Origin of the sequence: Klebsiella scottii, assembly GCF_036561945.1 — a bacterium.
GTDB lineage: Bacteria > Pseudomonadota > Gammaproteobacteria > Enterobacterales > Enterobacteriaceae > Klebsiella > Klebsiella scottii.
The window spans coordinates 261,489-283,221 of the sequence record NZ_JARXNI010000019.1 but is presented as its reverse complement, the minus strand read 5'-3'; the positions used below and the strand labels follow the sequence as shown (position 1 = coordinate 283,221).

The 21,733-nt window shown below is 56.7% G+C and carries 19 protein-coding genes; 7 read left to right on the top strand and 12 right to left on the bottom strand.

The window, feature by feature from the left end; translation table 11 throughout:
• Window positions 1-31: 31 nt before the first annotated feature.
• Window positions 32-799 (bottom strand): amino acid ABC transporter ATP-binding protein, encoded by a 768-nt coding sequence (locus tag QFI97_RS05100; protein WP_095099428.1) that lies wholly within the window; start codon window positions 797-799, stop codon window positions 32-34.
• Entirely contained in the window at window positions 777-1,433 is a 657-nt protein-coding gene (locus QFI97_RS05095; protein WP_157349188.1) for an amino acid ABC transporter permease, read from the bottom strand. Before QFI97_RS05095 ends, QFI97_RS05100 begins: the two co-directional genes overlap by 23 nt.
• A gap of 489 nt (window positions 1,434-1,922) precedes the next feature.
• Between QFI97_RS05095 and QFI97_RS05090 the strand changes: the two genes are divergently transcribed.
• Complete coding sequence (locus QFI97_RS05090; protein WP_346430856.1) at window positions 1,923-3,299, top strand: pyridoxal-phosphate dependent enzyme; 1,377 nt, start codon at window positions 1,923-1,925, stop codon at window positions 3,297-3,299.
• Window positions 3,300-3,308: 9 nt separating this feature from the next.
• A complete protein-coding gene (locus tag QFI97_RS05085; protein ID WP_346430656.1) occupies window positions 3,309-4,454 on the top strand; it encodes a trans-sulfuration enzyme family protein in 1,146 nt (381 codons plus the stop codon).
• A 60-nt stretch (window positions 4,455-4,514) separates the two neighbouring features.
• On the opposite strand, the gene QFI97_RS05080 is transcribed toward QFI97_RS05085, so the two are convergent.
• From QFI97_RS05080 to QFI97_RS05070, 3 genes are all read right to left on the bottom strand, one after another.
• A complete protein-coding gene (locus QFI97_RS05080) occupies window positions 4,515-4,910 on the bottom strand; it encodes a YidB family protein (protein WP_375215800.1) in 396 nt (131 codons plus the stop codon).
• A gap of 48 nt (window positions 4,911-4,958) precedes the next feature.
• Entirely contained in the window at window positions 4,959-5,408 is a 450-nt protein-coding gene (gene lysM / locus QFI97_RS05075) for a peptidoglycan-binding protein LysM (RefSeq protein ID WP_095099443.1), read from the bottom strand.
• 67 nt (window positions 5,409-5,475) lie between these two features.
• The gene (locus tag QFI97_RS05070) at window positions 5,476-6,366 is read right to left on the bottom strand and encodes a LysR substrate-binding domain-containing protein (RefSeq protein ID WP_331834879.1); all 891 of its coding nucleotides are present in this window, start codon (window positions 6,364-6,366) and stop codon (window positions 5,476-5,478) included.
• 99 nt (window positions 6,367-6,465) lie between these two features.
• Here QFI97_RS05070 and QFI97_RS05065 point away from each other — a divergent pair, with 99 nt between their 5' ends.
• Entirely contained in the window at window positions 6,466-7,068 is a 603-nt protein-coding gene (locus QFI97_RS05065; protein WP_346430655.1) for a short chain dehydrogenase, read from the top strand.
• Window positions 7,069-7,805: 737 nt separating this feature from the next.
• Complete coding sequence (locus QFI97_RS05060) at window positions 7,806-9,209, top strand: purine-cytosine permease family protein (RefSeq protein ID WP_095099452.1); 1,404 nt, start codon at window positions 7,806-7,808, stop codon at window positions 9,207-9,209.
• A 215-nt stretch (window positions 9,210-9,424) separates the two neighbouring features.
• On the opposite strand, the gene argE is transcribed toward QFI97_RS05060, so the two are convergent.
• The 5 genes from argE to QFI97_RS05035 all read right to left on the bottom strand — a co-directional run bounded on the left by argE (window position 9,425) and on the right by QFI97_RS05035 (window position 14,246).
• Window positions 9,425-10,576 carry an acetylornithine deacetylase gene (gene argE / locus QFI97_RS05055; RefSeq protein WP_346430854.1) on the bottom strand — a complete coding sequence of 384 codons (1,152 nt, stop codon included), beginning with the start codon at window positions 10,574-10,576 and terminating at the stop codon, window positions 9,425-9,427.
• Complete coding sequence (locus tag QFI97_RS05050) at window positions 10,569-11,243, bottom strand: DUF1028 domain-containing protein (protein ID WP_331834882.1); 675 nt, start codon at window positions 11,241-11,243, stop codon at window positions 10,569-10,571. The genes argE and QFI97_RS05050 overlap by 8 nt, the downstream gene beginning before the upstream one ends.
• 9 nt (window positions 11,244-11,252) lie before the next feature.
• Window positions 11,253-11,675: a RidA family protein gene (locus tag QFI97_RS05045; protein ID WP_095099463.1), complete on the bottom strand. Its 423-nt coding sequence runs from the start codon at window positions 11,673-11,675 to the stop codon at window positions 11,253-11,255.
• 28 nt (window positions 11,676-11,703) lie between these two features.
• Complete coding sequence (locus tag QFI97_RS05040) at window positions 11,704-12,969, bottom strand: flavin-containing monooxygenase (protein WP_346430654.1); 1,266 nt, start codon at window positions 12,967-12,969, stop codon at window positions 11,704-11,706.
• 347 nt (window positions 12,970-13,316) lie between these two features.
• A complete protein-coding gene (locus QFI97_RS05035) occupies window positions 13,317-14,246 on the bottom strand; it encodes a LysR family transcriptional regulator (RefSeq protein WP_346430653.1) in 930 nt (309 codons plus the stop codon).
• Window positions 14,247-14,774: 528 nt separating this feature from the next.
• On the opposite strand from QFI97_RS05035, the gene QFI97_RS05030 reads away from it, so the two are divergent.
• The 3 genes from QFI97_RS05030 to QFI97_RS05020 all read left to right on the top strand — a co-directional run bounded on the left by QFI97_RS05030 (window position 14,775) and on the right by QFI97_RS05020 (window position 18,217).
• Entirely contained in the window at window positions 14,775-16,265 is a 1,491-nt protein-coding gene (locus tag QFI97_RS05030; protein WP_346430652.1) for an aldehyde dehydrogenase, read from the top strand.
• Between the two features lie 49 nt (window positions 16,266-16,314).
• Complete coding sequence (locus tag QFI97_RS05025; protein WP_331834886.1) at window positions 16,315-17,697, top strand: aspartate aminotransferase family protein; 1,383 nt, start codon at window positions 16,315-16,317, stop codon at window positions 17,695-17,697.
• A 331-nt stretch (window positions 17,698-18,028) separates the two neighbouring features.
• Window positions 18,029-18,217 carry a hypothetical protein gene (locus QFI97_RS05020; protein ID WP_095099478.1) on the top strand — a complete coding sequence of 63 codons (189 nt, stop codon included), beginning with the start codon at window positions 18,029-18,031 and terminating at the stop codon, window positions 18,215-18,217.
• A 271-nt stretch (window positions 18,218-18,488) separates the two neighbouring features.
• Here QFI97_RS05020 and QFI97_RS05015 read toward each other — a convergent pair whose 3' ends face one another.
• Both QFI97_RS05015 and gss read right to left on the bottom strand, forming a co-directional pair.
• The gene (locus tag QFI97_RS05015; protein WP_095099481.1) at window positions 18,489-19,670 is read right to left on the bottom strand and encodes an aminotransferase-like domain-containing protein; all 1,182 of its coding nucleotides are present in this window, start codon (window positions 19,668-19,670) and stop codon (window positions 18,489-18,491) included.
• Window positions 19,671-19,802: 132 nt separating this feature from the next.
• The gene (gene gss / locus QFI97_RS05010) at window positions 19,803-21,674 is read right to left on the bottom strand and encodes a bifunctional glutathionylspermidine amidase/synthase (protein ID WP_095099487.1); all 1,872 of its coding nucleotides are present in this window, start codon (window positions 21,672-21,674) and stop codon (window positions 19,803-19,805) included.
• Window positions 21,675-21,733 lie beyond the last annotated feature (59 nt).

The window sequence follows — 21,733 nt, the reverse complement described above, 5'->3', positions numbered from 1 at the left end:
ACTCCTTAGTCTGCTATGCCGTGTTGTTGTTTTAAATTTCCCAGGAATCAGGAAACGTTTCGGTCAATGTGGAAATAAAAATTTGCGTCCGCGTTTTCCTCGCATGGGTAAAAATATCCCGCGAGCTACCGCTCTCGATAATCTGTCCGGACTCAAGAAACACGACCTGACTGGCTATACTGGCAGCCAGCCGCAGATCGTGAGTGGCCATCAGCATGGTTGTCCCCTCCTGCGCCAGCTGACGCAAAACAGAAATCACCTCCAGCGACAGCTCAGGATCGAGCGCCGAAGTTGGCTCATCGCAGAGCAGCACCTTAGGTGAAGGCGCCAGCGCGCGGGCAATAGCCACGCGCTGCTGCTGGCCACCGGACAGCATCGCCGGCCAGGCATGACGCTTATGCAGCAGACCCACCTTCGCCAGCAGTTCCTCGGCGCGGGCCCTCGCGCGTTCGACAGGCCATTTCTGCACCACAATCAGCCCCGTCATAATGTTTTCAAGTACCGACAAATGAGGGAACAGCTGAAAATTCTGGAAAACCATCCCGGTTTGCTGGCAAATACGCCTGATATCCTTTCTCTTCGGCGCCGCATCGGCGGAGAACACAATATTTTCCTGGCCAATAGTTAATTTCCCGGCCTGCGGCAGCTCAAGTAGGTTAATGCAGCGTAATAGCGTACTTTTGCCGCTTCCCGATGGCCCAATAAGCGCGGTAACGCTCCCCTCGGCAATATTTAACGAAATATCGTGCAGGACCTTTTGCCCAGCGAAACTTTTCTCAAGCCCGGACAGGGTTATCATTATTATGTTCCTTGCCTGAGGTATTTTTTTCTAACCGGGCCTCTAGCCTGGATTGCAGGTACGACAGCACCGAGCTGATTAATAAATAGATAATAGCGGCTTCGGTATACAGTATTAATGGCTGATAGGTCACGGCGGCAATTCTCTGAGCAGCTAAAAAAAGCTCCGGCACGGTAATCACTGACGCCAGTGAAGTATCTTTCACTAACGAAATAAAGGTATTCGATAACGGCGGTACGGCCACCCGCGCGGCCTGCGGCAAAATAATATGGCGCAGCGACTGCCACCAGTTCATGCCGATCGAGTGCGCGGCCTCCCACTGTCCCCTGGCGACGGAAAGCAGCGTCGCCCGGATAACCTCAGAAGTGAAGGCCCCGACGTTCAGCGTAAAGCCAATAACCGCGGCAGGAAAAGCGTCGAGAGTAATTCCGATACCCGGCAGCGCGTAAAAAATCAGAAACAGCTGCACCAGCAGCGGAGTGCCGCGAATAACCCAGACATAAAAACGCACCAGCAGCCGTAGCGGCCGCGGCCCGTACAGCCTGATAAGCGCCGCGACAAACCCCAGCCCGAGGCCGAGAGCAAACGAAATTAACGTAATAGGGATAGTAAAAACCAGCCCGGCATAAAGCATCGGCCAGAATGAACTTATCGCTAATGATATAAATTCAGGCACATCTCACCTTTTCTTCCGGCGCTTGCTGAATAAGCCCGGACGCAATAGCAAATCGTTCTAATTTAATAAAGGTTATCATGCGCCCGGGCTCTCACGTATCTATCAAAAACGGTATTGAATATCTGGCTTTGTTATTTGTTTTCGATAAAAAGCTATGCTCCAGCAGCCTGATTCAGGCACCTCCCCCTGGATATTTGTCGCTATGATTTTTTTAGCCATCCTTTTCTGAAAAACGCATTTGCGTCGCCGCAAAAATGCATTAATCGCTGAAAATTACGCCAAAAATAGTAATTTTCAGATATCAATACACCCAGGCGGCTAACAACCTTTCCCTCCGGATGGCTAAATAGAATCTTATATTCCATTTTGCTCTTATGAGCGGTTAAATATTCTTTAATTTGCCAAATTCACAGACCTACCATTCGTCATCTCGATACGAATGGGTAAATAGTCATGTCACTCTTTCATTCTGTTAGCGAACTTATCGGCCACACGCCCCTGCTTCAGTTGCACAAGCTGGAGACCGGCCCCTGTAGCCTGTTCCTGAAGCTGGAAAACCAAAATCCCGGCGGTTCTATTAAGGATCGCGTCGCGCTGTCGATGATTAACGAGGCTGAACGCCTCGGTAAGCTAAAGCCAGGCGGCACGATTATTGAAGCCACCGCGGGCAATACCGGGCTCGGCCTGGCGCTCATTGCGGCGCAAAAGAACTACCGCCTGCTCCTCGTCGTCCCCGACAAAATGAGCCGCGAGAAGATATTCCATCTGCGGGCGCTGGGGGCAACGGTGCTGCTCACCCGCTCCGATGTTAATAAAGGCCACCCGGCCTACTATCAGGATTACGCCCGTCGCCTGGCGGAGGAGACGCCGGGGGCATTCTATATCGATCAGTTTAATAACGAGGCCAACCCGCTGGCGCATATCAGCACCACCGCGCCAGAAATCTTCGCCCAGTTGGATGGCGATATCGACGCCATTGTCGTTGGCGTCGGCTCCGGCGGTACCCTCGGCGGGCTGCAGGCGTGGTTTGCCGAACACTCGCCGAAAACGGAATTTATTCTTGCCGATCCGGCGGGATCGATCCTCGCCGATCGGGTAGAAACCGGCCGCTCCGGCGAGGCGGGATCGTGGCTGGTCGAGGGGATTGGCGAAGACTTTGTTCCGCCGCTGGCCCATCTTGACGGCGTTCATACCGCCTATCGCGTCACCGACAGGGAGGCGTTTGCTACCGCGCGTGAGCTGCTGCAGGCCGAAGGCATTCTTGCCGGCTCTTCAACAGGAACGCTGCTGCACGCCGCCCTGCGCTACTGTCAGGCGCAGACAAGCGCCAGGCGCGTGGTGACCTTTGCCTGCGACAGCGGCAACAAGTATCTGTCGAAAATGTTCAACGATGACTGGATGCGCCAGCAGGGGCTGCTGACCCGCCCCTCGCGCGGCGATTTAACCGATTTTATCGCCCTGCGCCATGACGAAGACGCCACCGTCACCGCCGCGCCGGACGACACGTTGGCCACCATTCTTGCGCGCATGCGCCTGTACGACATCTCCCAGCTGCCGGTACTGGAAAATGGCCGCGTCGTTGGGATCGTCGATGAGTGGGATTTGATTAGCCACGTCGAGGGCGACAGCCAGCGCTTTGCGCTGCCGGTCAGAGAGGCCATGACCCGCAACGTCGAAACCCTCGATAAACGCGCGCCGGAAAGCGCGCTAAAAGCCATTTTCGATCGCGGCCTGGTGGCCGTCATCGCCGATAACGATCGTTTTCTCGGCCTGATCACCCGCAGCGACGTGCTGACCACCTGGCGTAACCGACTTGAACACTAAGGATCGTCCATGAAAAACTTAAATACATTGAGCGTCCACGGCGGCACCTTTAATGATGCGCACGGCGCTGTCATGCCGCCCATTTATGCCACCTCCACCTTCGCACAACCGGCACCCGGGCAGCATACGGGCTATGAGTACTCGCGCAGCGGCAACCCTACCCGCCATGCGCTGGAAACGGCCATTGCCGAACTGGAGAGCGGCTCCCGCGGCTACGCCTTTGCTTCCGGGCTGGCGGCGATTTCCACGGTGCTTGAGCTGCTGGATAAAGACAGCCATCTGGTCGCCGTCGACGACGTGTACGGCGGAACCTGGCGGCTGATCGAAAACGTCCGTCGCCGCAGCGCCGGCCTGCGGGTAAGCTGGGTCAAACCCGACGACCTGGCGGCGATTGAGGCGGCCATCAGGCCGGACACGCGAATGATTTGGGTTGAAACGCCGACCAACCCGCTGCTCAAGCTGGCGGACCTCGGCGCCATCGCGGCGATTGCCCGGCGGCACAATCTCATCAGCGTCACCGATAACACTTTCGCCTCACCGGTCATTCATCGTCCCCTCGAACTGGGGTTTGATATCGTCGTGCACTCGGCGACAAAATATCTGAATGGCCATTCCGACGTGGTGGCGGGCCTCGCGGTGGTCGGCGACAACCCCGAGCTGGCGGACCGGCTCGGGTATCTGCAAAATGCGGTGGGCGGCGTGCTCGACCCCTTCAGCAGCTTTTTGACACTGCGCGGTATTCGCACCCTCGCTCTGCGTATGGAGCGCCACAGCAGCAACGCGCTTGCGCTCGCCGAATGGCTGGAACAGCAGCCGCAGGTGGAAAAGGTGTGGTTCCCGTGGCTGGCGTCGCACCCGCATCATCAGCTGGCGCATAAGCAGATGGCGCTGCCTGGCGGTATGATTTCGCTGGTGGTGAAAGGCGACGATCGCTATGCGGAGCAGGTTATCGGCAGGCTGCGCCTGTTTACGCTGGCGGAGAGTCTCGGCGGCGTGGAAAGCCTGGTCAGCCAGCCGTTTAGCATGACCCACGCTTCCATTCCTCTGGAGCAGAGGCTGGCAAACGGCATTACGCCCCAGCTCATTCGCCTCTCCGTCGGCATTGAGGACGCGCAGGATCTGATTGCCGACTGGCAGCAGGCGCTGCGGGACTAAACAACAAACCCGCCGGCCGGCGGGTTTTACTTTTGGCGTATCGGCTGCGCGTAACCGCGCTCAGCCAAACAGCTTGCCTTTAAGCAGGTTCACGCCTTCAGACAGCAGATCCTGCTGCGCAGGAGCCTCGCCTTCAGGGGATAAACCGTCGACAATTTTCGGCAGATACTCGGAGATGAGCGACGAGGCGGTCTGCGGGTCGATCCCGAGCCTTGCCGCAAGATCCTGCAGCGCTGGCGATCCGAAAACCGAGGTGACCTGGTCGCTGGAGACCGGGATATTGCCCTGCTGGCCGATCCAGGATTCAACTATCTCGCCCAGGCCGCCGCTGCGGAATTTTTCAAGGATCCCTTGAACGCCCCCCTGCTGCTGGACCCAGGCCATGATTGCCTGCAGCTGCTCCGCTTTACCGGCCTGGCCGCCGAGCATGCCGCCAATTTGATCAAGTAGTCCCATTACCGACTCCGTAACAATAGATCGTGCATAAACGCCGCTTTTCCCGCCTTACTTATTCGGGATAATCAGCACCTGTCCCGGATAAATCTTGTCGGGATGCTTCAACATCGGCTTGTTGGCTTCAAAGATCCGCTGATAGTCGTTCGCCGAGCCATACACGGTTTTAGAAATAGCGCTCAGCGTATCGCCGGATTTCACGGTGTAGTAGCGACTCTCGGCGCCGCTCTGCGTCACGCTAACGTTGTCGCTGACCTGGGCAATGCCGGTGACGTTACCCACCGCCACCATAATTTTTTCTTTATCCTCCTGCGAGCCGACGTCGCCGCTGACCGTCGCGGTGCCGTCTTCGGCCACGGTGATGCTGACCTTATCCGCGCCGGGAAGATTAAGCGCATCGATATGCTTTTTCAGCTTATCGGCCTGGCTCTCTTTGTCCCCGCCCGAAACGGCATCCCAGATTTTCTCGCCCGCTTCTTTCACAAAACTCAATAAACTCATACCAATCTCCTTTTAGCAGAAGTGATCTATGAAGAACGTTCATCAGACCAGACCAGATAATAATAGTTCATAAATAGCGCCCGCCCTCGTTCAGCGCGTGCTCGACAAACCGGGTCAGCTTCGGCAACGGACGAAGATCCTGACGCCAGAGCAGATGTACCGGGCGCGGTTCGGGGGTATAGGCCTCAAGTATGCGGACGAGTTTTCCGCTGGCAAGATCCTCCGCCAGCAGCACTTCCGGCTGCAGCAGCAGGCCGGCTCCGGCGATGGCCGCCATCCTCAGGCCGTAGCCGTCGTTGCAGCGGAGGATCGCATCGCGCCTCCAGCGCACCTCTTCCGTTATTCCCGGCAGCTTCCACTCGTTGCGCGCGGTCCACACCGTATGGGAGAGGCAGAGATGGCCGGCAAGATCGGCAGGCGTGAGCGGCGTGCCGTGCCGGTTGAGATAGGCGGGAGCGGCACAGATCACCATCCGGTAGGCGCAGAGATATTTCGCCACCAGGTCTGTTTGGTGAATATCGCCAATGCGGACCGCCAGATCGAACCCTTCATCCACCAGATCGACCAGCCGGTTGGTCAGATCGAGCTCCACGCGCACGTCCGGCCACTGCTGGAGGAAAGTGGCGGTCAGCGGCGCCATGACGCAGGCGCCAAATGAGGTCGGCGCGCTGATGCGCAGCGTCCCCGCGGGCGCCAGCCGCAGTCGTTCAACCGAACTTTCGGCGATCGAGACCTGCTCCAGAACGCGTTTCGCCTCTTCATAGTAGACCCGCCCGGCGTCGGTCAGGCTCTGACGACGGGTATTACGCTCAAGCAGGCGGGTCGCCAGCTGACGTTCGATGAGGGCGATATATTTGCCCACCATCACCGCCGACATCTCCAGGTGCGATGCCGCTTCGGTAAAACTGCCGTACTCCACCACGGCGATAAACGTTTCCATTCCGCGCAGCTTATCCATATTCCAAACCTCTGGTTAGTAATCATCTAACTTTTTGCCAGTTTATCCGATATCCATTTCATTAAAGAATAGAGGCTCACAACTTATCAGGAGTCAGCCATGAAAATCGTCGTTATCGGCGCCAGCGGTACCGTGGGCCGTGCGGTCACCGCAGAACTTAGTCGTCAGCATGAAGTCATTCGCGTCGGTCGTACTCAGGGCGACCATCAGGTTGATATCACCTCCCAGCACAGCGTGCAGGCGCTGTTTGAGAAAACTGGTCAGGTTGATGCGATTGTCTCGGCGAGCGGAAACCTGTTCTTTGGCCCGCTGGCCACCATGACCGACGAGGATTTCAACCAGGGTCTGCAGGACAAGCTGCTGGGGCAAATTCGCCTGGCGCTAACCGGCCAGCGCTATTTGAACGACGGCGGCTCCATTACCCTGATTAGCGGAATTGTCGCGCATGAGCCGATTGCCCAGGGCGTCAACGCCACAACGGTTAACGCCGGACTGGAGGGCTTCGTCCGCGCCGCCGCCTGCGAACTGCCGCGCGGGATCCGCATCAATCTGATCAGCCCTACGGTGCTGACCGAATCAGCCGCCACCTATGACGGGTTCTTCCCGGGCTTTGCCAGCGTCCCGGCCGCTGCGGTGGCCCAGGCGTATCGCCGCAGCGTGGAGGGGATCCAGAGCGGTCGGATATACACCGTCGGCTACTGATACTCCGCCCGATGATAATAACCCGTGATGCTGGCGGGTTATTATTTATATATGCAGAGGCCATCTCTTCCCCGTGAATCAGATAAAAGCCGACGCGACGTGTTTTAAATATTGATCCATCGCACACTATGAATAAATCAATTTTATTGTGAAGAACCTCGCATATTTTATTTATGCGCAGCAGCTGATCTCCGCAGATGCCGCTCAGCAACGCGATGATTTACCTCAGATTAGATTTACCATTTCTCTGATTTATGGTCATGGGTTGCCGAATTAAAGCGCCTTTTATATTCCCTACAATAAACAGGCCTTTGGTTTTATTTCAGACAATCAATCATTCCACACCGCATCTTCCTGCTCGAATAATTATCTCGCTTAAAATACCCGCCCAGATTGTTAAATATAAAACAAGCAAGGCCGCAGCATAAACTTCTAAAAAAAAGCGGAAGATGGCCGTCCGGAAACGACAATCAGGCCACGGGTCCCGGGTAAAGCACTTTTTTTATATCGACGTTCGACATTTTTAATAATTTCCAAAATGATACGAGATTGTGAGAATAGTAAACGAAATGTTATGATGAGTAGATTAGCTGTACTCCTCATTGGAATATCAATCTAACGCTGATTTATACCCATGATGCTTCAGGCGCCATCGTTGTTGGCTGCGTTCGCTCAGCTAGCGGCCTGCTGTTGCCCGAATCATTCACGGTATAGACCCGCAGTGATGAGAGAGCACCATGACTAAACATCAACCTGTCAACGTTGAAAATCTCGAAAGCAATACCATCAGACCTATCCCTCTGAATATGCGACACGGCAAACCGGGCGATCTGTTTACCATCTGGTTTGGCTCTAACATCATGCTGTTAACCGTTATCACCGGGGCGATGTCGGTAACCATTTTCCATCTTTCTTTTTTCTGGTCAGTCGTTGCGCTGTTTATCGGCAGCCTGGTCGGCGGGCTGTTTATGGCCCTGCATTCCGCACAGGGTCCCAGGCTGGGGGTGCCGCAAATGGTGCAAACCAAGGGCCAGTTTGGTTCCTATGGTTCGGTGCTGGTGGTGTCCATCGTCGTATTAATGTATATCGGATTTACTGCCTCCAGTCTGGTATTAGGCGGGCAGTCCATGCACGCCATCTATAAGCCGATGAACTCCGATGTGGGGATTATTATCGTCGGCGCCCTGAGCCTGTTTGCCACAATTTTCGGCTATAAGATCATTCACTCCTACGCCAGAATTATGTCGTGGATATCCGGTATTGTGCTGGCCGCAACCTTTCTGTGGATCGTCTTTATCCACGGGCTGCCGGTCGATTTTCTCGATCGCGGCGGCTTCAACAAAGTCGGCTTCCTCGGCGCGGTCTCTATTGCCGCACTGTGGCAATTGGCCTACGCCCCCTATGTCTCTGACTACTCGCGCTATATGCCTTACAGCACCAACGATAAAAGCGTCTTTTACGCCAGCTACTTTGGCTGCATCTTAGGCTCTTATCTGCCGATGGTTCTCGGGGTGCTGGTGGCGACCAGTATTGGTAGCGATGATATTATTCAAGGCATTATTGACCTCACCGGCGGCTTCGGCGCGGTGGTCATCGTGGTGCTGGCGTTGGGGATTGCCGCCACTAACTCCATGATGCTGTACTGCGGCGTGCTCTGTACGCTGACTCTGGGTCAGACCTTTATTGACGGCTGGTCGCCGATGGCTCGCGCCAGGATAATCACCGCCATCCTCACGATGCTCCTCGAAATAGCGCTGGCGATCTATGGACAGGAAAACTTCTTATTAATCTATACCAACTTTATTACCATCCTGCTATATGTTCTGGTGCCGTGGACGGCAATTAACCTGGTGGATTATTACCTGGTCGCGCACGGTGAATATGATGTTGAGTCCTTCTTTAAGCGTGACGGCGGAATATATGGCTACTTTAATGCTACCGCCATCTTCTGCTACCTGTTGGGGATATTAGTTGAGGTGCCGTTTATGTCGACGGCGATCTATACCGGCCCTGTTGCAACCGCATTTGGCGGGGCTGATTTATCATGGATTATTGGCCTGCTGGTGGTTTCACCGGTCTATTACACCCTCTCTAAAGCGAAGGCGGTGAAGAATATCGCCCTGGTGAAAGAGAAAGTTTAGCGCTTCGCTTTCTATACCCGAAATAACCCGAACATCAGGAAGGCGGCAGCTTGAGGTATAGCGGGTATATTCAGTACGTTTTACTGACTCCGGATAAACCATCCGGAGTTTTTTTATCCATATACGGCTACAGAGCAAGGCTGAAACACAGAAGGAAGGAGGGACAGGCACAGGTCGGGGGGTAAAAAACGCGCCTTAATTCAGGCGCGTAAACGTTAAGACAGAGCCATCCAGCGGCGCAAATTACCCAGCATCGTCAGGCACTTCTCCAGCTGATCCAGGGCGATAAACTCATCCGCTTTATGTCCTTGCTCCATACTTCCAGGCCCGCAGATAAGCGTGGCTACGCCCGCTTCATCAAACAGACCGCCCTCGGTACCGAAGGCCACGGTGGAAAACGCCTCGCTTTGCGCCCACTGCGCCAGCCAGCCGGCAAATTCCGACTGCGGGTCGCTTAGCAGGCCCGGATAGCGGCTGAGCGGGCGAAAGGTAATATCCGCCTGCGCCGCAACCGCCCGCATCGAGGTCAGCAGCTCGCCGGCGGCATAGCCGCGCAGCTCGGCGAGCGTCGGCTCAAGCGAGACGTCCGGCAGATGGCGAATTTCAAAATCAAACTGGCAGCTTTCCGGCACAATATTGAGCGCCGCCCCGCCGTTAATCACCCCAACCTGCAGCGTGCTGTAAGGCGGATCAAAGCGGGTATCCTGGCTTTGCGCCAGCTTTTCGCCGAGCGAACCTAAACGGGTGATCAGCTTTGCCGCATACTCGATGGCATTTACGCCGTGGGGGGCGTAGGCCGAATGGCAGGCCTTGCCCTGCACCGTACAGCGCATGGCCAGCTTGCCTTTATGGCCGTAGACCGGACGCATCTCGGTGGGCTCGCCGATGATGCATAGCGCCGGCTTGTCCTTTGAGGCTTTAAGGTGGTCCACCAGGCTACGTACGCCAAGGCATCCGACCTCCTCATCGTAGGAAAAAGCCAGATGCAGCGGCATGCGTAAAGATTGGGAGAGAAAGTCGGGAACGGCGGCCAGCACGCAGGCGATAAAGCCTTTCATATCGGTGCTGCCGCGGCCGTAGCACCGGTCGTCGCGCAGGGTGAGTTCAAACGGGGGCACCGTCCAGCGCTGCCCGTCAACCGGGACCACATCGGTGTGCCCCGACAGCATCACGCCCCCCGGCCCCTGCGGGCCAAAGCGGGCGTAGAGGTTGGCTTTTTTGCCTTCCTCATCAAAGAAAAGCCGCGTGGTTATGCCATAACCGCGGAGATACTCATCGATATAGTTAATCAGCTGCAGATTCGATTCGCGGCTGGTGGTGTCGAATGCCAGCAGCGTTGCCAGGATCCGTTTCAGGTCGCTATTCATCACCGGGTACTCCGTAACTGGGGGCCTCCCGCGGGTCGAGCGCGCGCGTAATATAGGCCTGCATCTGCGGCTCGTACGCCAGCCACAATGCGCTAAGTTCGCCAATCGGATCCTGCTCATGCCAGTCAACGCGCAGGTCGACCAGCGGCCAGGAGTAATCATCCACCACTTTCACCGCCGCAGAGTGCACCGGCCCGGCCTCGCCGCCGCAGTCCAGCCCTGCCTGAAGGGCGGCCAGCAGGCGCGTCGCCATCTCCCCTTCGGCCTGCTGGAATTCGGCAACCATCGCCTCAACCACCGCGGGGCTGGCCAGCATATTGCCGCCGGCGATACAGTTCACCCCTTCGGCGACGTGATAGATGCCGAGGGTTTTATCGCCGCTAAACGAGGCCGTTTCCCCGCTGGCGTTGATGGCGATAATTTGACGATAGCGGCTAAAATCATCCTCCGCCAGCGCCTTGCGTAGCGCCTTTTCCGGCGCCAGCCCCTGCTCCAGCTGCGCGAGCGTCAGCTGGCCGAGGGCAGGCAGGGTGATATTTTGGCTGGATACCGCGCCGACTCCCGCCTGCAGCCACGGACAGCGGGCGCCGACGGCAATGCTGGAGGAGCTTATTGCAATGCCAAACTGCCCGGTTTCCGGGCAGAATGCCGCGATAGAAAACGTCATGGCTGCTCCTTATTTCACAAAGTCATCGGGGATCACGGCGATCACGTCAATTTCCATCAGCCACTGCGGCTGCGCCAGGGCGGAAATAACCAGCCCGGTGGAGATAGGAAATACGCCCTTCAGCCACCTGCCGACTTCCTGATAGACCGGCTCACGGTAGCGCGGGTCGATAATATAGGTGGTGGTTTTCACAATATGCGACAGGTCGCTTCCGGCCTCTTCCAGCAGCTGCTTGACGTTCTTCATCGCCTGTTCGGCCTGCGCCTGCGGGTCGCCCAGCCCCACCAGATTGCCTTCAAAGTCCGTGCCCACCTGGCCACGCACGTAGACGGTGTTACCGGCGCGCACGGCCTGGCACAAATCGTTGTCCAGGGTCTGATTAGGATAGGTCTCTTTGGTGTTAAACATGCGAATACGCGTATGTGTCGGCATCATTTTTATCCTGATTAATAGCTACAGTTCAGCGCTGACCGGCATCCCGGTACTGGCTGTATTTCCGCTGGGTGGCGATATGGTCGGCAATGTGCTTCGCGTCGTGCCAAACGCCCCAGATAAAGGTCGAACCCCGGCGCGACAGCCACGGCAGACCGAGGAAATAGACCCCCGGTTCGCTGGAGACGCCGCGCTGGTGCTGAGGGCGATTCTGCGCGTTAAAGGCGTTAACGTTGAGCCAACCGTAGTCTACGGCGTAGCCGGTCGCCCAGATGATGCTCGTCACGCCTGCCTGCGCCAGGTCCAGAGAGAGGATCGGCGACGTCATGCACGCCGGGTCGGCTAAGAATTCGCGCGCCGCGGGCTCCGGCGGCAAATCGAGGCCGTTGGCCGCAACGTAGGCGTCAGCGGCGTCCAGCAGCGAGAGGTAGTTTTCATCGCCGCGGCGGATGTTGTCGCCCAGGTCCGGCTGGAAGGTCGCGACGCCGGATGCAAACGCCTTCGTCAGCCCGACCAGGGTGATGCCGCGCTGCGCCAGCTCGCGAAAATCCACCGTCCGCCCGCCGTGGGCGCCGCTCACCGCGATGGTGACGTGCTCTTTCCCCGGCTCGCTGGCGGGGGCATCCCACAGGCCCAGCACCCCCAGCCACCAGCAGAAATCCCGGTTGCGGTAGGCGCGCGGCGGCCGATCGTGGGCGCCGACGGAGAGATAGACCTGGCGGCCCGCGCGCTGGAGCTCATCGGCGATCTGCACGCCGGAAGAACCCGCGCCAACCACCAGCACCGCGCCGGCAGGCAGCTGCTCCGGGTTGTAGTATTTGGCGGAATGGATCTGATGAATGTTACCCTCTTTCGGCGCAATCGGCGGAATAACCGGCTGCTGGAACGGCCCGGTCGCGGCAACGATACGCTGCGCTTCGATCACCCCATCCGTCGTTTCAACGGTAAATCCTGGGCACCCGCTGTTGCGAACCACGCTTTTTACCTCCACGCCGGTACGCACCGGCAGGGAGAATTTCCTGACGTAATCTTCAAAGTATTGCGCAACGTCGTCCTTGGGAATAAAGCTATCCGGCTGGGCGCCTTTAAACTCCATTCCCGGGAAACGGTCGTGCCACGCCGGGCCGTTCGCCACCAGCGAATCCCAGCGCCCGGTACGCCAGGCCTCCGCGATACGGTTTTTCTCGATAACCAGATGCGAGATCCCCTGCTGAGTCAGATGCTCACTCATGGCAATACCGGCCTGACCACCGCCAACAATCAGCGTATCAATTTGTGTTTTTTCTACGGTCATACATGTGTCCTTCGAATGGAGTTCAATCGCCAGGAATAAACCACTGCGCAGGACCGAGGTTAATAAACAGTAACAAACAGGTAAATTATTATAAATTTAGATCCTGAGAATAAAATAGTGATGCAGAACGCAGCATATTGAATCTAAAAGATAAAAGTAGATTTATCGCAAAATAACTCGCCAGATAATTTTGCGCTTAGCGATTATTTAGCGACGGCACGGGAGCGCCCCCGAGGGGATATAAAAAATATATTCAGAGAATCGTTTTTTTATATTCAGTAAATGATCCGCTAAATATAAAAACGACCCGCCGCTAACGCGAGCCGCTGTGATGAATAAAACCAGGGTCAGGCCACCCGCGCCTCCTGCTGCGGCGGGCTGAGTACCGCGTTGCGGCAATATTCCATAAACAGTTTGGCGGGATTAGTGGGCTCGCTGCTGCGCAGATGGGCCATTACCAGCGTCGAGTTGGCCATCTCATCCTGAATATCGACGCAGCGTACCTGCTGCCCGTCGTAGGTGATATCAGAAACCGGGCGGGTCACCAGAACCGAAAAGCCCAGCCCCTGGCCGACCATACAGCGCACCATCTCAATCGACGGCGAACTATAGGCAACCTGCGGGTTGTAGCCTTTGTCTTTGAAAATACTGATAAAATAGTTACGACTGGGGACGACGTCCAGCAGCACCATCGGCAGGTGGCTCAGCTCCGATAGTTTGACCGACGCCCGCTGCGCCAGCGGGTGATTTGCCGGCAGCAGCGCGTAAGGCTTTTGCGGGGCGTTCAGGCTCTCGGTGTGAATCGAAATATCCAGCTCGAGATCGTACATAAACGCCAGGTCGAAGCGGCCGCGGTGCAGGCCGTGGGCAATTTCATGCTGCTCGCCATCGTAAATTTTAATGGTGATATCCGGATAAATGGTCTTAAACCCGGCGATGAGTGAGGGTAAATAGAGCGGCGCCGCGGTCTCGAAGCAGCCGACAGAAACCACCCCTGACACCAGCTCATTATCCGCCCTGGAGTTTTGCTCGAACTGGTATGAGAGCCGGAGCAGCTCCTTCGCTTTTTCATAAAAGCGCTGCCCGCTGGAGGTCATGGAAACCCCCTGCGCATGGTGGCGAATAAAAAACTGCTGCTCAAACATATCTTCCAGGGTTTTAACCGCAATAGAGATGGAGGGCTGCGCGATATGGAGCTGCCGGGAGGCTTCGGCAATGCTCTCCGCTTCGACAACGGCAACAAAGTATTTGAGCTGTTTCAGAGTGAAATGGGGCATACGATACCTTATTTTTTGTTGGCAAAGAGACGGATTAAACAGGATTAAACTATGCTCCCCCTCATGCGCAACCCCGCCAGCAAATAAAGATCAACAATCCGACATCGGTCAGGTTTTTACAGAAAATTAACATGCAGGCGCTGAAAAAACGGCGGCCCCGTCACGGGACGGCGGCGTGACGGCTGAAGATAAAAAAGCCGCCTATATTTTTTTAATTCCTTAAGTAGGCGCCTGAGAATATTAAACATTGTCAGAGACAGCATAGCGAGCCGGTATTAAAAATCCGCAGATAAAATAAAAACTCTTTAATTACATAATATTAAAATCAAGGCTGACGAACTCCTTTGAGCGGCGTCACACAAATTTTCCTCGGCAAAAACATCGGCCCGCAGCGCTTTGCCGGGCTAACAAAGTTTTTTATGGAGGTTACCTAGATTTTTAGTCCTTTCTCACTTCTCCCCCCTCCGGCATCATGAATTAACGGCAACAAATAAATAACAATTACGCAACACGAAAACGGAGAGGCTTATGACTGACAGAACCTTTTGGCAGAGCAGGCTGCAGGAGCAGCGCTTGATCGGCCATGCCATCGTCGATGGCCAACCCTACATCGCCAAAAGCCGCCGCGTTTTCCCGGTCATCAACCCCGCGTCCAATGCGGTGCTCGCCGAGGTCACGGCGCTTCAGGCAGAAGATATTGCTATCGCAGTACAATCTTCCCGTAGGGCCTTTAACTCAGGCATCTGGTCAGGGCTATCCGCGCAGGAGCGCAAAGCCGTTCTGCTGCGGCTATCGGGGCTGATCCTCGAACATCGCGAAGAGCTGGCGCTGCTGGAGAGCGCGAGCATGGGTAAACCGGTCAACGATGCGCTGAACGTTGACGTTCCCGGCGCGGCGCACGTTTTCAGGTGGTACGCTGAAAGCGTGGATAAGATTTACGACGAGGTAGCGCCCGCCAGGAAGGACTCTCTGGCGACCATCACCCGCGAAGCCATTGGCGTCGTGGCGGCCATCGTGCCGTGGAACTTCCCGCTCGACCTCGCCTCATGGAAGCTCGGCCCGGCGCTGGCGGCCGGCAATAGCGTGATCCTCAAGCCTTCCGAGAACTCGCCGTTTTCGGCGCTGCGCCTGGCGGAGCTGGCGCTGGAAGCGGGTCTCCCGGCGGGCGTGCTGAACGTCGTCACCGGGCTGGGTACTGAAGCCGGCAGCGCCTTAGGCCTGCATAACGACGTCGATACCATCACCTTCACCGGCTCTACCGCCGTCGGTAAAGCCTTTATGGCCTACTCCGCGCAGTCCAACCTGAAGCAGGTCTGGCTGGAGTGCGGCGGCAAAAGCGCCAATATCATCTTCGCCGACTGCCGGGATCTCGATCTGGCCGCCGAAAAAGCGGCTTTCGGCATCTGCTTCAACCAGGGCGAGGTCTGCTCGGCTAACTCTCGCCTGCTGGTCGAGCGGACAATTTACGCCGAATTTATCCCTAAGCTGCGGGAAAAAATGCAGGCGTGGGCGCCGTCTCATCCCTTCGATCCTGAAGCCAAAATGGGCGCGATGGTCAGCGCGGCGCATACGCAAAAGGTTATGAGCGCCATCCGCGCAGCCGAGCGCGCCGGCGCCCGCGTCCTTATCGGCGGTCGCGAGATTGAGATCGACGGCGTCGCTAACTACGTTGAACCGACGCTGATCGAAGTCGCAAATACCGATACCTCGCTGTGGCAGGAGGAGATTTTCGGCCCGGTGCTTGCCGTGATGCCTTTTGACGACGAACAGCAGGCCGTCACCCTGGCCAATCAGCACATTTACGCCCTCGCCGCTTCGCTCTGGACCGACGATCTCCGCCGCGCCCATCGCGTTGCCGGAATGCTCAACGCCGGGACCGTATCGGTGAATACCGTCGACGCGCTGGACGTCACCGTGCCGTTTGGCGGCAATAAACAGTCTGGTTTTGGTCGCGACTTGTCGCTGCACGCCTTCGACAAGTTCACCAGTCTCAAAACGACCTGGTTCCAGTTTCGCTAGCACCCGGCAGCTTTCGCATTTTTAGATTCCGCTTACAGGAGAGAAGAAGATGACTACCCCGAATAACCCGCAGCGCAGCACCCCGGATTATCAAAGCGCGGATGCAGCACACCATATCCACGCCTTTCTCGACCAAAAGGCGCTGAATGCCGAAGGGCCCCGCGTGATGGTACGCGGGGAGGGTCTGTACCTTTGGGATAACGACGGCAACAAGTATCTCGACGGGATGTCCGGCCTGTGGTGCACCCAGCTCGGCTACAGCCGCCAGGATCTGGCGGATGCGGCAGCGGCGCAGTTCGCAAAGCTGCCGTATTACAATATGTTCTTCCATACCACCCACCCGACGGTGATCGAGCTCTCCGAGCTGCTGTTCAGCCTGCTGCCGCCGCACTACAGCCATGCGATTTACACCAACTCAGGCTCTGAATCGAACGAAGTGCTGATCCGCACCGTTCGCCGCTACTGGCAGATCCTCGACAAGCCGCAGAAGAAGGTGATGATTGGCCGCTGGAACGGCTATCACGGCTCAACTCTGGCCGCCACCGCGCTCGGCGGGATGAAGGCGATGCACGCCATGGGCGGCATGATCCCCGACGTGGCCCATATCGACGAGCCCTACTGGTACATGCACGGCGGCAGCCTGACGCCGCATGAGTTTGGCCTGCGCTGCGCCGGTCAGCTTGAGGAGAAAATCCTCGAGCTGGGCGCGGAAAACGTGGCCGGTTTTATCGCCGAGCCGTTCCAGGGCGCGGGCGGGATGATTTTCCCGCCGGAAAGCTACTGGCCTGAGATCCAGCGTATTTGCCGGAAGTACGATGTCCTGCTGTGCGCCGATGAGGTCATTGGCGGCTTTGGCAGAACCGGCGAGTGGTTCGCGCATCAGTACTTCGGCTTCGAGCCGGATACGCTGTCCATCGCCAAAGGGCTGACCTCCGGGTACGTGCCGATGGGCGGCCTGGTGCTGAGCAAGCGCATGGCGGAAGTGCTGGTTGAAAAAGGCGGCGTCTTCGCCCACGGTCTGACCTACTCCGGCCACCCCGTTGCCGCCGCCGTGGCGATTGCCAACCTGAAGGCGCTGCGTGATGAAAATCACGTCACCAACGTACGCGATAACACCGGCCCGTATCTGCAAAAAACCCTGCGGGAGGTGTTCGACAATCATCCGCTGATCGGCGAAGTTCAGGGCGCAGGCCTCGTCGCGGCCCTGCAGTTCGCGGAAGATAAAAGCACCCGTCGCCGCTTCGCCAATGAGAACGAGCTGGCCTGGCGCTGCCGGACAATCGGTTTTGAGGAGGGGGTGATTATTCGCTCGACGCTGGGGCGCATGATTATGGCGCCGGCGCTGATCGCCGGACGTAGCGAACTGGATGAGCTGGTCGAAAAGACCAAACGCGCTATCGACCGTACGGCGAAGGAAGCCGGCCTGCTGTAACACCCTGCCCGTTGGCGAAGCGATGATTACCCTTGCCGAAGGCCCGCCAACCTGATGACCCGAACGCCCGCGACCCTGCGGGCGTTCGCCGGATGCCGACGCTGTAACTATTTCGTCATTAATTTCGTCGCCGCCGATTATTTGCGCAGAATGCAGGCGGATCGGCAAAACGTTACGCCATGCGTAAAGGCAAAACAAAAATTATGTTTCAAAAAATCAGATAGTTCGCCATCATCACCGTTGGCAATGGCTGCTGTTACCATAAAAAGTAGTTGATCTGATACGCACAAGCTCTTATTTTGCTTATCAGTTTTTCAAACGAGATAAAACGATGCCTACTATTACAGCTGGTAGTATGAAAGAAGCTAAAGAGTTAGTTAACTGCGGGAAATATAAGGAAATAGTTCTTAATTTTGATATTGATGCCGATGATTTCTTCACCCTCGCGACATCCCAACACGCAACCAAAATCACCATCTCCGACAAAAACACCCACTCACCGGTAAAATTAGAAAAATAATTAAAAACCTCTGAGGTATTTCTTATGTTGCTATTTATTGGCACAGCGGCAGTTGCTTTTCTCTCTTCATTAATGCTGATCTGGCTCGACGATCGCATCAGCGAGCAGGACTAAACCCCGGCGCGCAGTTCCCTTCTCTTATTTTACATGCCCGTATGCGCTCGTCGTGCAGCGCTACGGGCTGTTCCAGCTGCACCCGATAAACTCACCGTTCTGCGGGAAAGCGTGAAGGCTCCGCGCCGTTTCGCGACGCGGAGTGAAAGCGCGGTCGTTACAGCGATTTCGCCAGGCGCTCGACGGCGGTCAGCAGACCCGCTTCCGACACCGTTGAGTAGGAGAGGCGCAGCGTGCGGGTGTCCGGATTGTCGTTATAGAACGCTTCACCCGGCACGTAGACCACGCCGTTTTCGAGAGTCTTTTTCATCCATTCCATAGTATCGAACGGATAGCGGAAACGGGCCCACAGGAACATGCCGCCTTTTGGCCGGCTGAACTCCAGATGCTCGCCAAGCTGGCTCTCAAGGGCATCGGCCAGCGCGACGCACTTCCTGCGATAGTCTTCGCGGATCAGGGCTATCTGGTTCTCCAGACGATTCATCGCCAGATATTCCGCGGTAATCACCTGCGACAGCATGTTGGTGTGGAGATCCGCCGCCTGCTTAACGATCACCGTTTGCTGCGCCAGCCAGTCCGGCATCACAATCCAGCCAATACGCATGCCTGGGGCGAGGATCTTGGAGAACGTCGAGGTGTACACCACCTGCTCCTCGCAGCCGAGCTCCTGCGCATACTGATACAGCGGGCGGCGGACTTCGTCGGTAAAGCTGATTTCACCGTAGGGATCGTCTTCGATAATCACGAAATCATGCTGCTTCGCCAGCTCAACCACCCGACGGCGGCGATCGGCGCTCAGGGTTTTGCCGCCCGGGTTGCCGAAGGTTGGCACCAGATACACGGCCTTCACCCTGGTGGTCTCCAGCAGATCCGCCAGCTGCTCCACCAGCATGCCGTCGTCGTCGGTATCGACGCTGAGGATATTAGCCTGAGCCAGCTGGAACACCTGCAGCGCGGCCAGGTAGGTCGGGCGCTCGACAACGATCGCATCGCCCGGATCGAGCAGCGTACGCGCGACAATATCCAAAGACTGCTGCGAACCTGAGGTGATATAGACATGGCTTGCCGGGCAGGCAACGCCGCGCGCCTGACACAGTTCGCTAACGGCCTGACGCAGCGGCGGATAGCCTTCGGTCAAACCGTACTGGAACGCATCGTTGAAACGCCCGCTCATCACCTGCTGCACCGCCAGATTCAGACCTTCGGTATCAAACAGCTCCGGAGCCGGGATCCCACCACCCAGAGAGATAACGCCGGGCAGTTTGCTGTGCTTGAGAAGTTCGCGGACGGCGGAGGGTTTGAGTTCACCCGCGCGGGCGGCGAGTCGCCGATCGTGCATATTATGTTCCTTTTTTGTCTGTCTTGTTGTTGTGGTTTGTTAACTATTTGGTACCAATTTTTACCGCAAAAGCCCCGGCAGCGCTACGCTTACCGGGGCTTTTGCGGCCCGTGCGATTCGGCGCCGCCAGAATTATCGTCTATCGCTGTCTTTCAGCACAATTAACGGTTCAATATCGCTCTCTTTTTTGACGACCAGCGAATCATCGCCGCGCAGACAGGTGCCGCCATAGTTACCGCCAACGGTAAAGGTGCATACCTGGATGTATTTACCATCCACTTTCGGCAGGCACCACAGCTGCTGGTAAATATTTTTGCGATCGACAAACTTCCCGCTGGTCTTATCCAGCACCTCGTCGTCAGGACTTATCAGATCGATATTGTTCCCGCAGCGCCCGGAGATAGGCTTAACCGCATAGCCGGTTTTCGCCAGATCGTCGTTGACGACGAAATCGGTATCCAGCAGATAGCGATGATTCGGGAACAGCGACCACAGCACCGGCAGAATCGCCTTGTTGCCGGGGATCACCGTCCACAGCGGTTCGAATACCAGTACCTCGGGGCGCAGCAGGACGTCAATCAGCCGCACCTCATTTTGCGGATGTCCGGTGCGGATCGGCACGGCGGCGTACTCGTCAGCGCTGACCTCACGCACCTGCTCGATGGCGGTTTCCCATGCCCAGGTTTTCCAGACGCAGTTAACCAGGCGCCCGTCGCCGTCAATCAGCTGCCCGGCGGCATCCCAGCGCAGCTCATCAAGACCAAAGAGGATTTTGCTGTCGAATCCGGCCTGGGTGAGCGAACGCTGGATAAACAGCGCGTGGTAGTTCTCCTCCAGATCCTTATCCTGCATGATGTGCACAAAAGGCCGCGCCCGGCTGTGCTTCCACGCGCCCGCCAGCTCATCCAGCAGATCTTCCGCCGGGTTATGCCCGCTGCCGTAGTAGCCCTGTTTCAGCCACTGTTCGAGGATCAGCCCGCCTTCGGTATGGCAGGAAGCGGAGTCGGCATTGTATTCATAGACCTTCAGCCCGCGCTCATCCATACAGAAATCCATGCGGCCGGTAATCATATGGTGGCGACGTCGCTGCCATGAGAGGCGCAGACGCGGCCAGAGAATTTTGGGGATATCGAACAGCGCCAGCAGGCTGTCGTCTTTCATCACCTTATCGGTGGCGTGCAGGTACATCAAATGCAGCTCGTTGGTCGCTTTGATCAGCTCCTGCTCGGCGCTTTCGGTAATGGTGAAATACTGGTAGGGATCGGCATTAATAAAGTGGCCGTTGGCGTCAACGTAGGCTTTCTGCAGCGTATCTTTCTCATTCAGCCACTTACCGCGAAACTGCCCGTTATTCGGCAGCCGGGCGCCCCGAATGGCCATCGCCTCGCCCGGCAGCACCGGCTGCGGCAGGCTGTGCTCGGTATCGGCGGTCTGGATCATCCAGCCGAGGATCTGAGTGTCCGTAAAGGTATCTTTGAGGGTGTAGATGCCGTCCTTCACGTCGAGGGTTAATTCACGCGTCCACTGCTGGCCCTGCGGCAGCGGCGTGTGGATAACGTTTTGCTCGGCGATCCTGACCTTATTACCCACCAGCTGCGTAATCACCGCCACGTGGCCCGTATGCTTAAACTCGCCGCCCTTCTGCCAGATCAGCAGGGAACCCACCATCGGCGGACGACGCGAGCCGTTAGCAAAGGCCTGCAGCGGCAGAATGTTGTCGTTAACCACCTCGCGCAGAAAGCGCAGGGAGAAGATTTCATACGCCATGCCGACGTCGGTGAAGACAAAACCGTAGGTGAGAAACAGGAAGCGGCGCGCGAACTCAACGCACTGCCATTTGTGCCCCATATACTCATTATTGATATAGCTGCGGAACGTGGCGTCATCCGGATAGTCTTGCGGATTTAAGCTGCTGTAGTTCGATGAATAGATTGCCACGCCGCCCGGCGCGTAGCCTAACAATGTACCAAAAGGGGCATCACTGCTTGTCGATCCTTTACTCATTAGCCTGACCTCAAATTAATGCAGCCCGGGCAGTTGGCGGAACAAAACTCCCTCTTCTT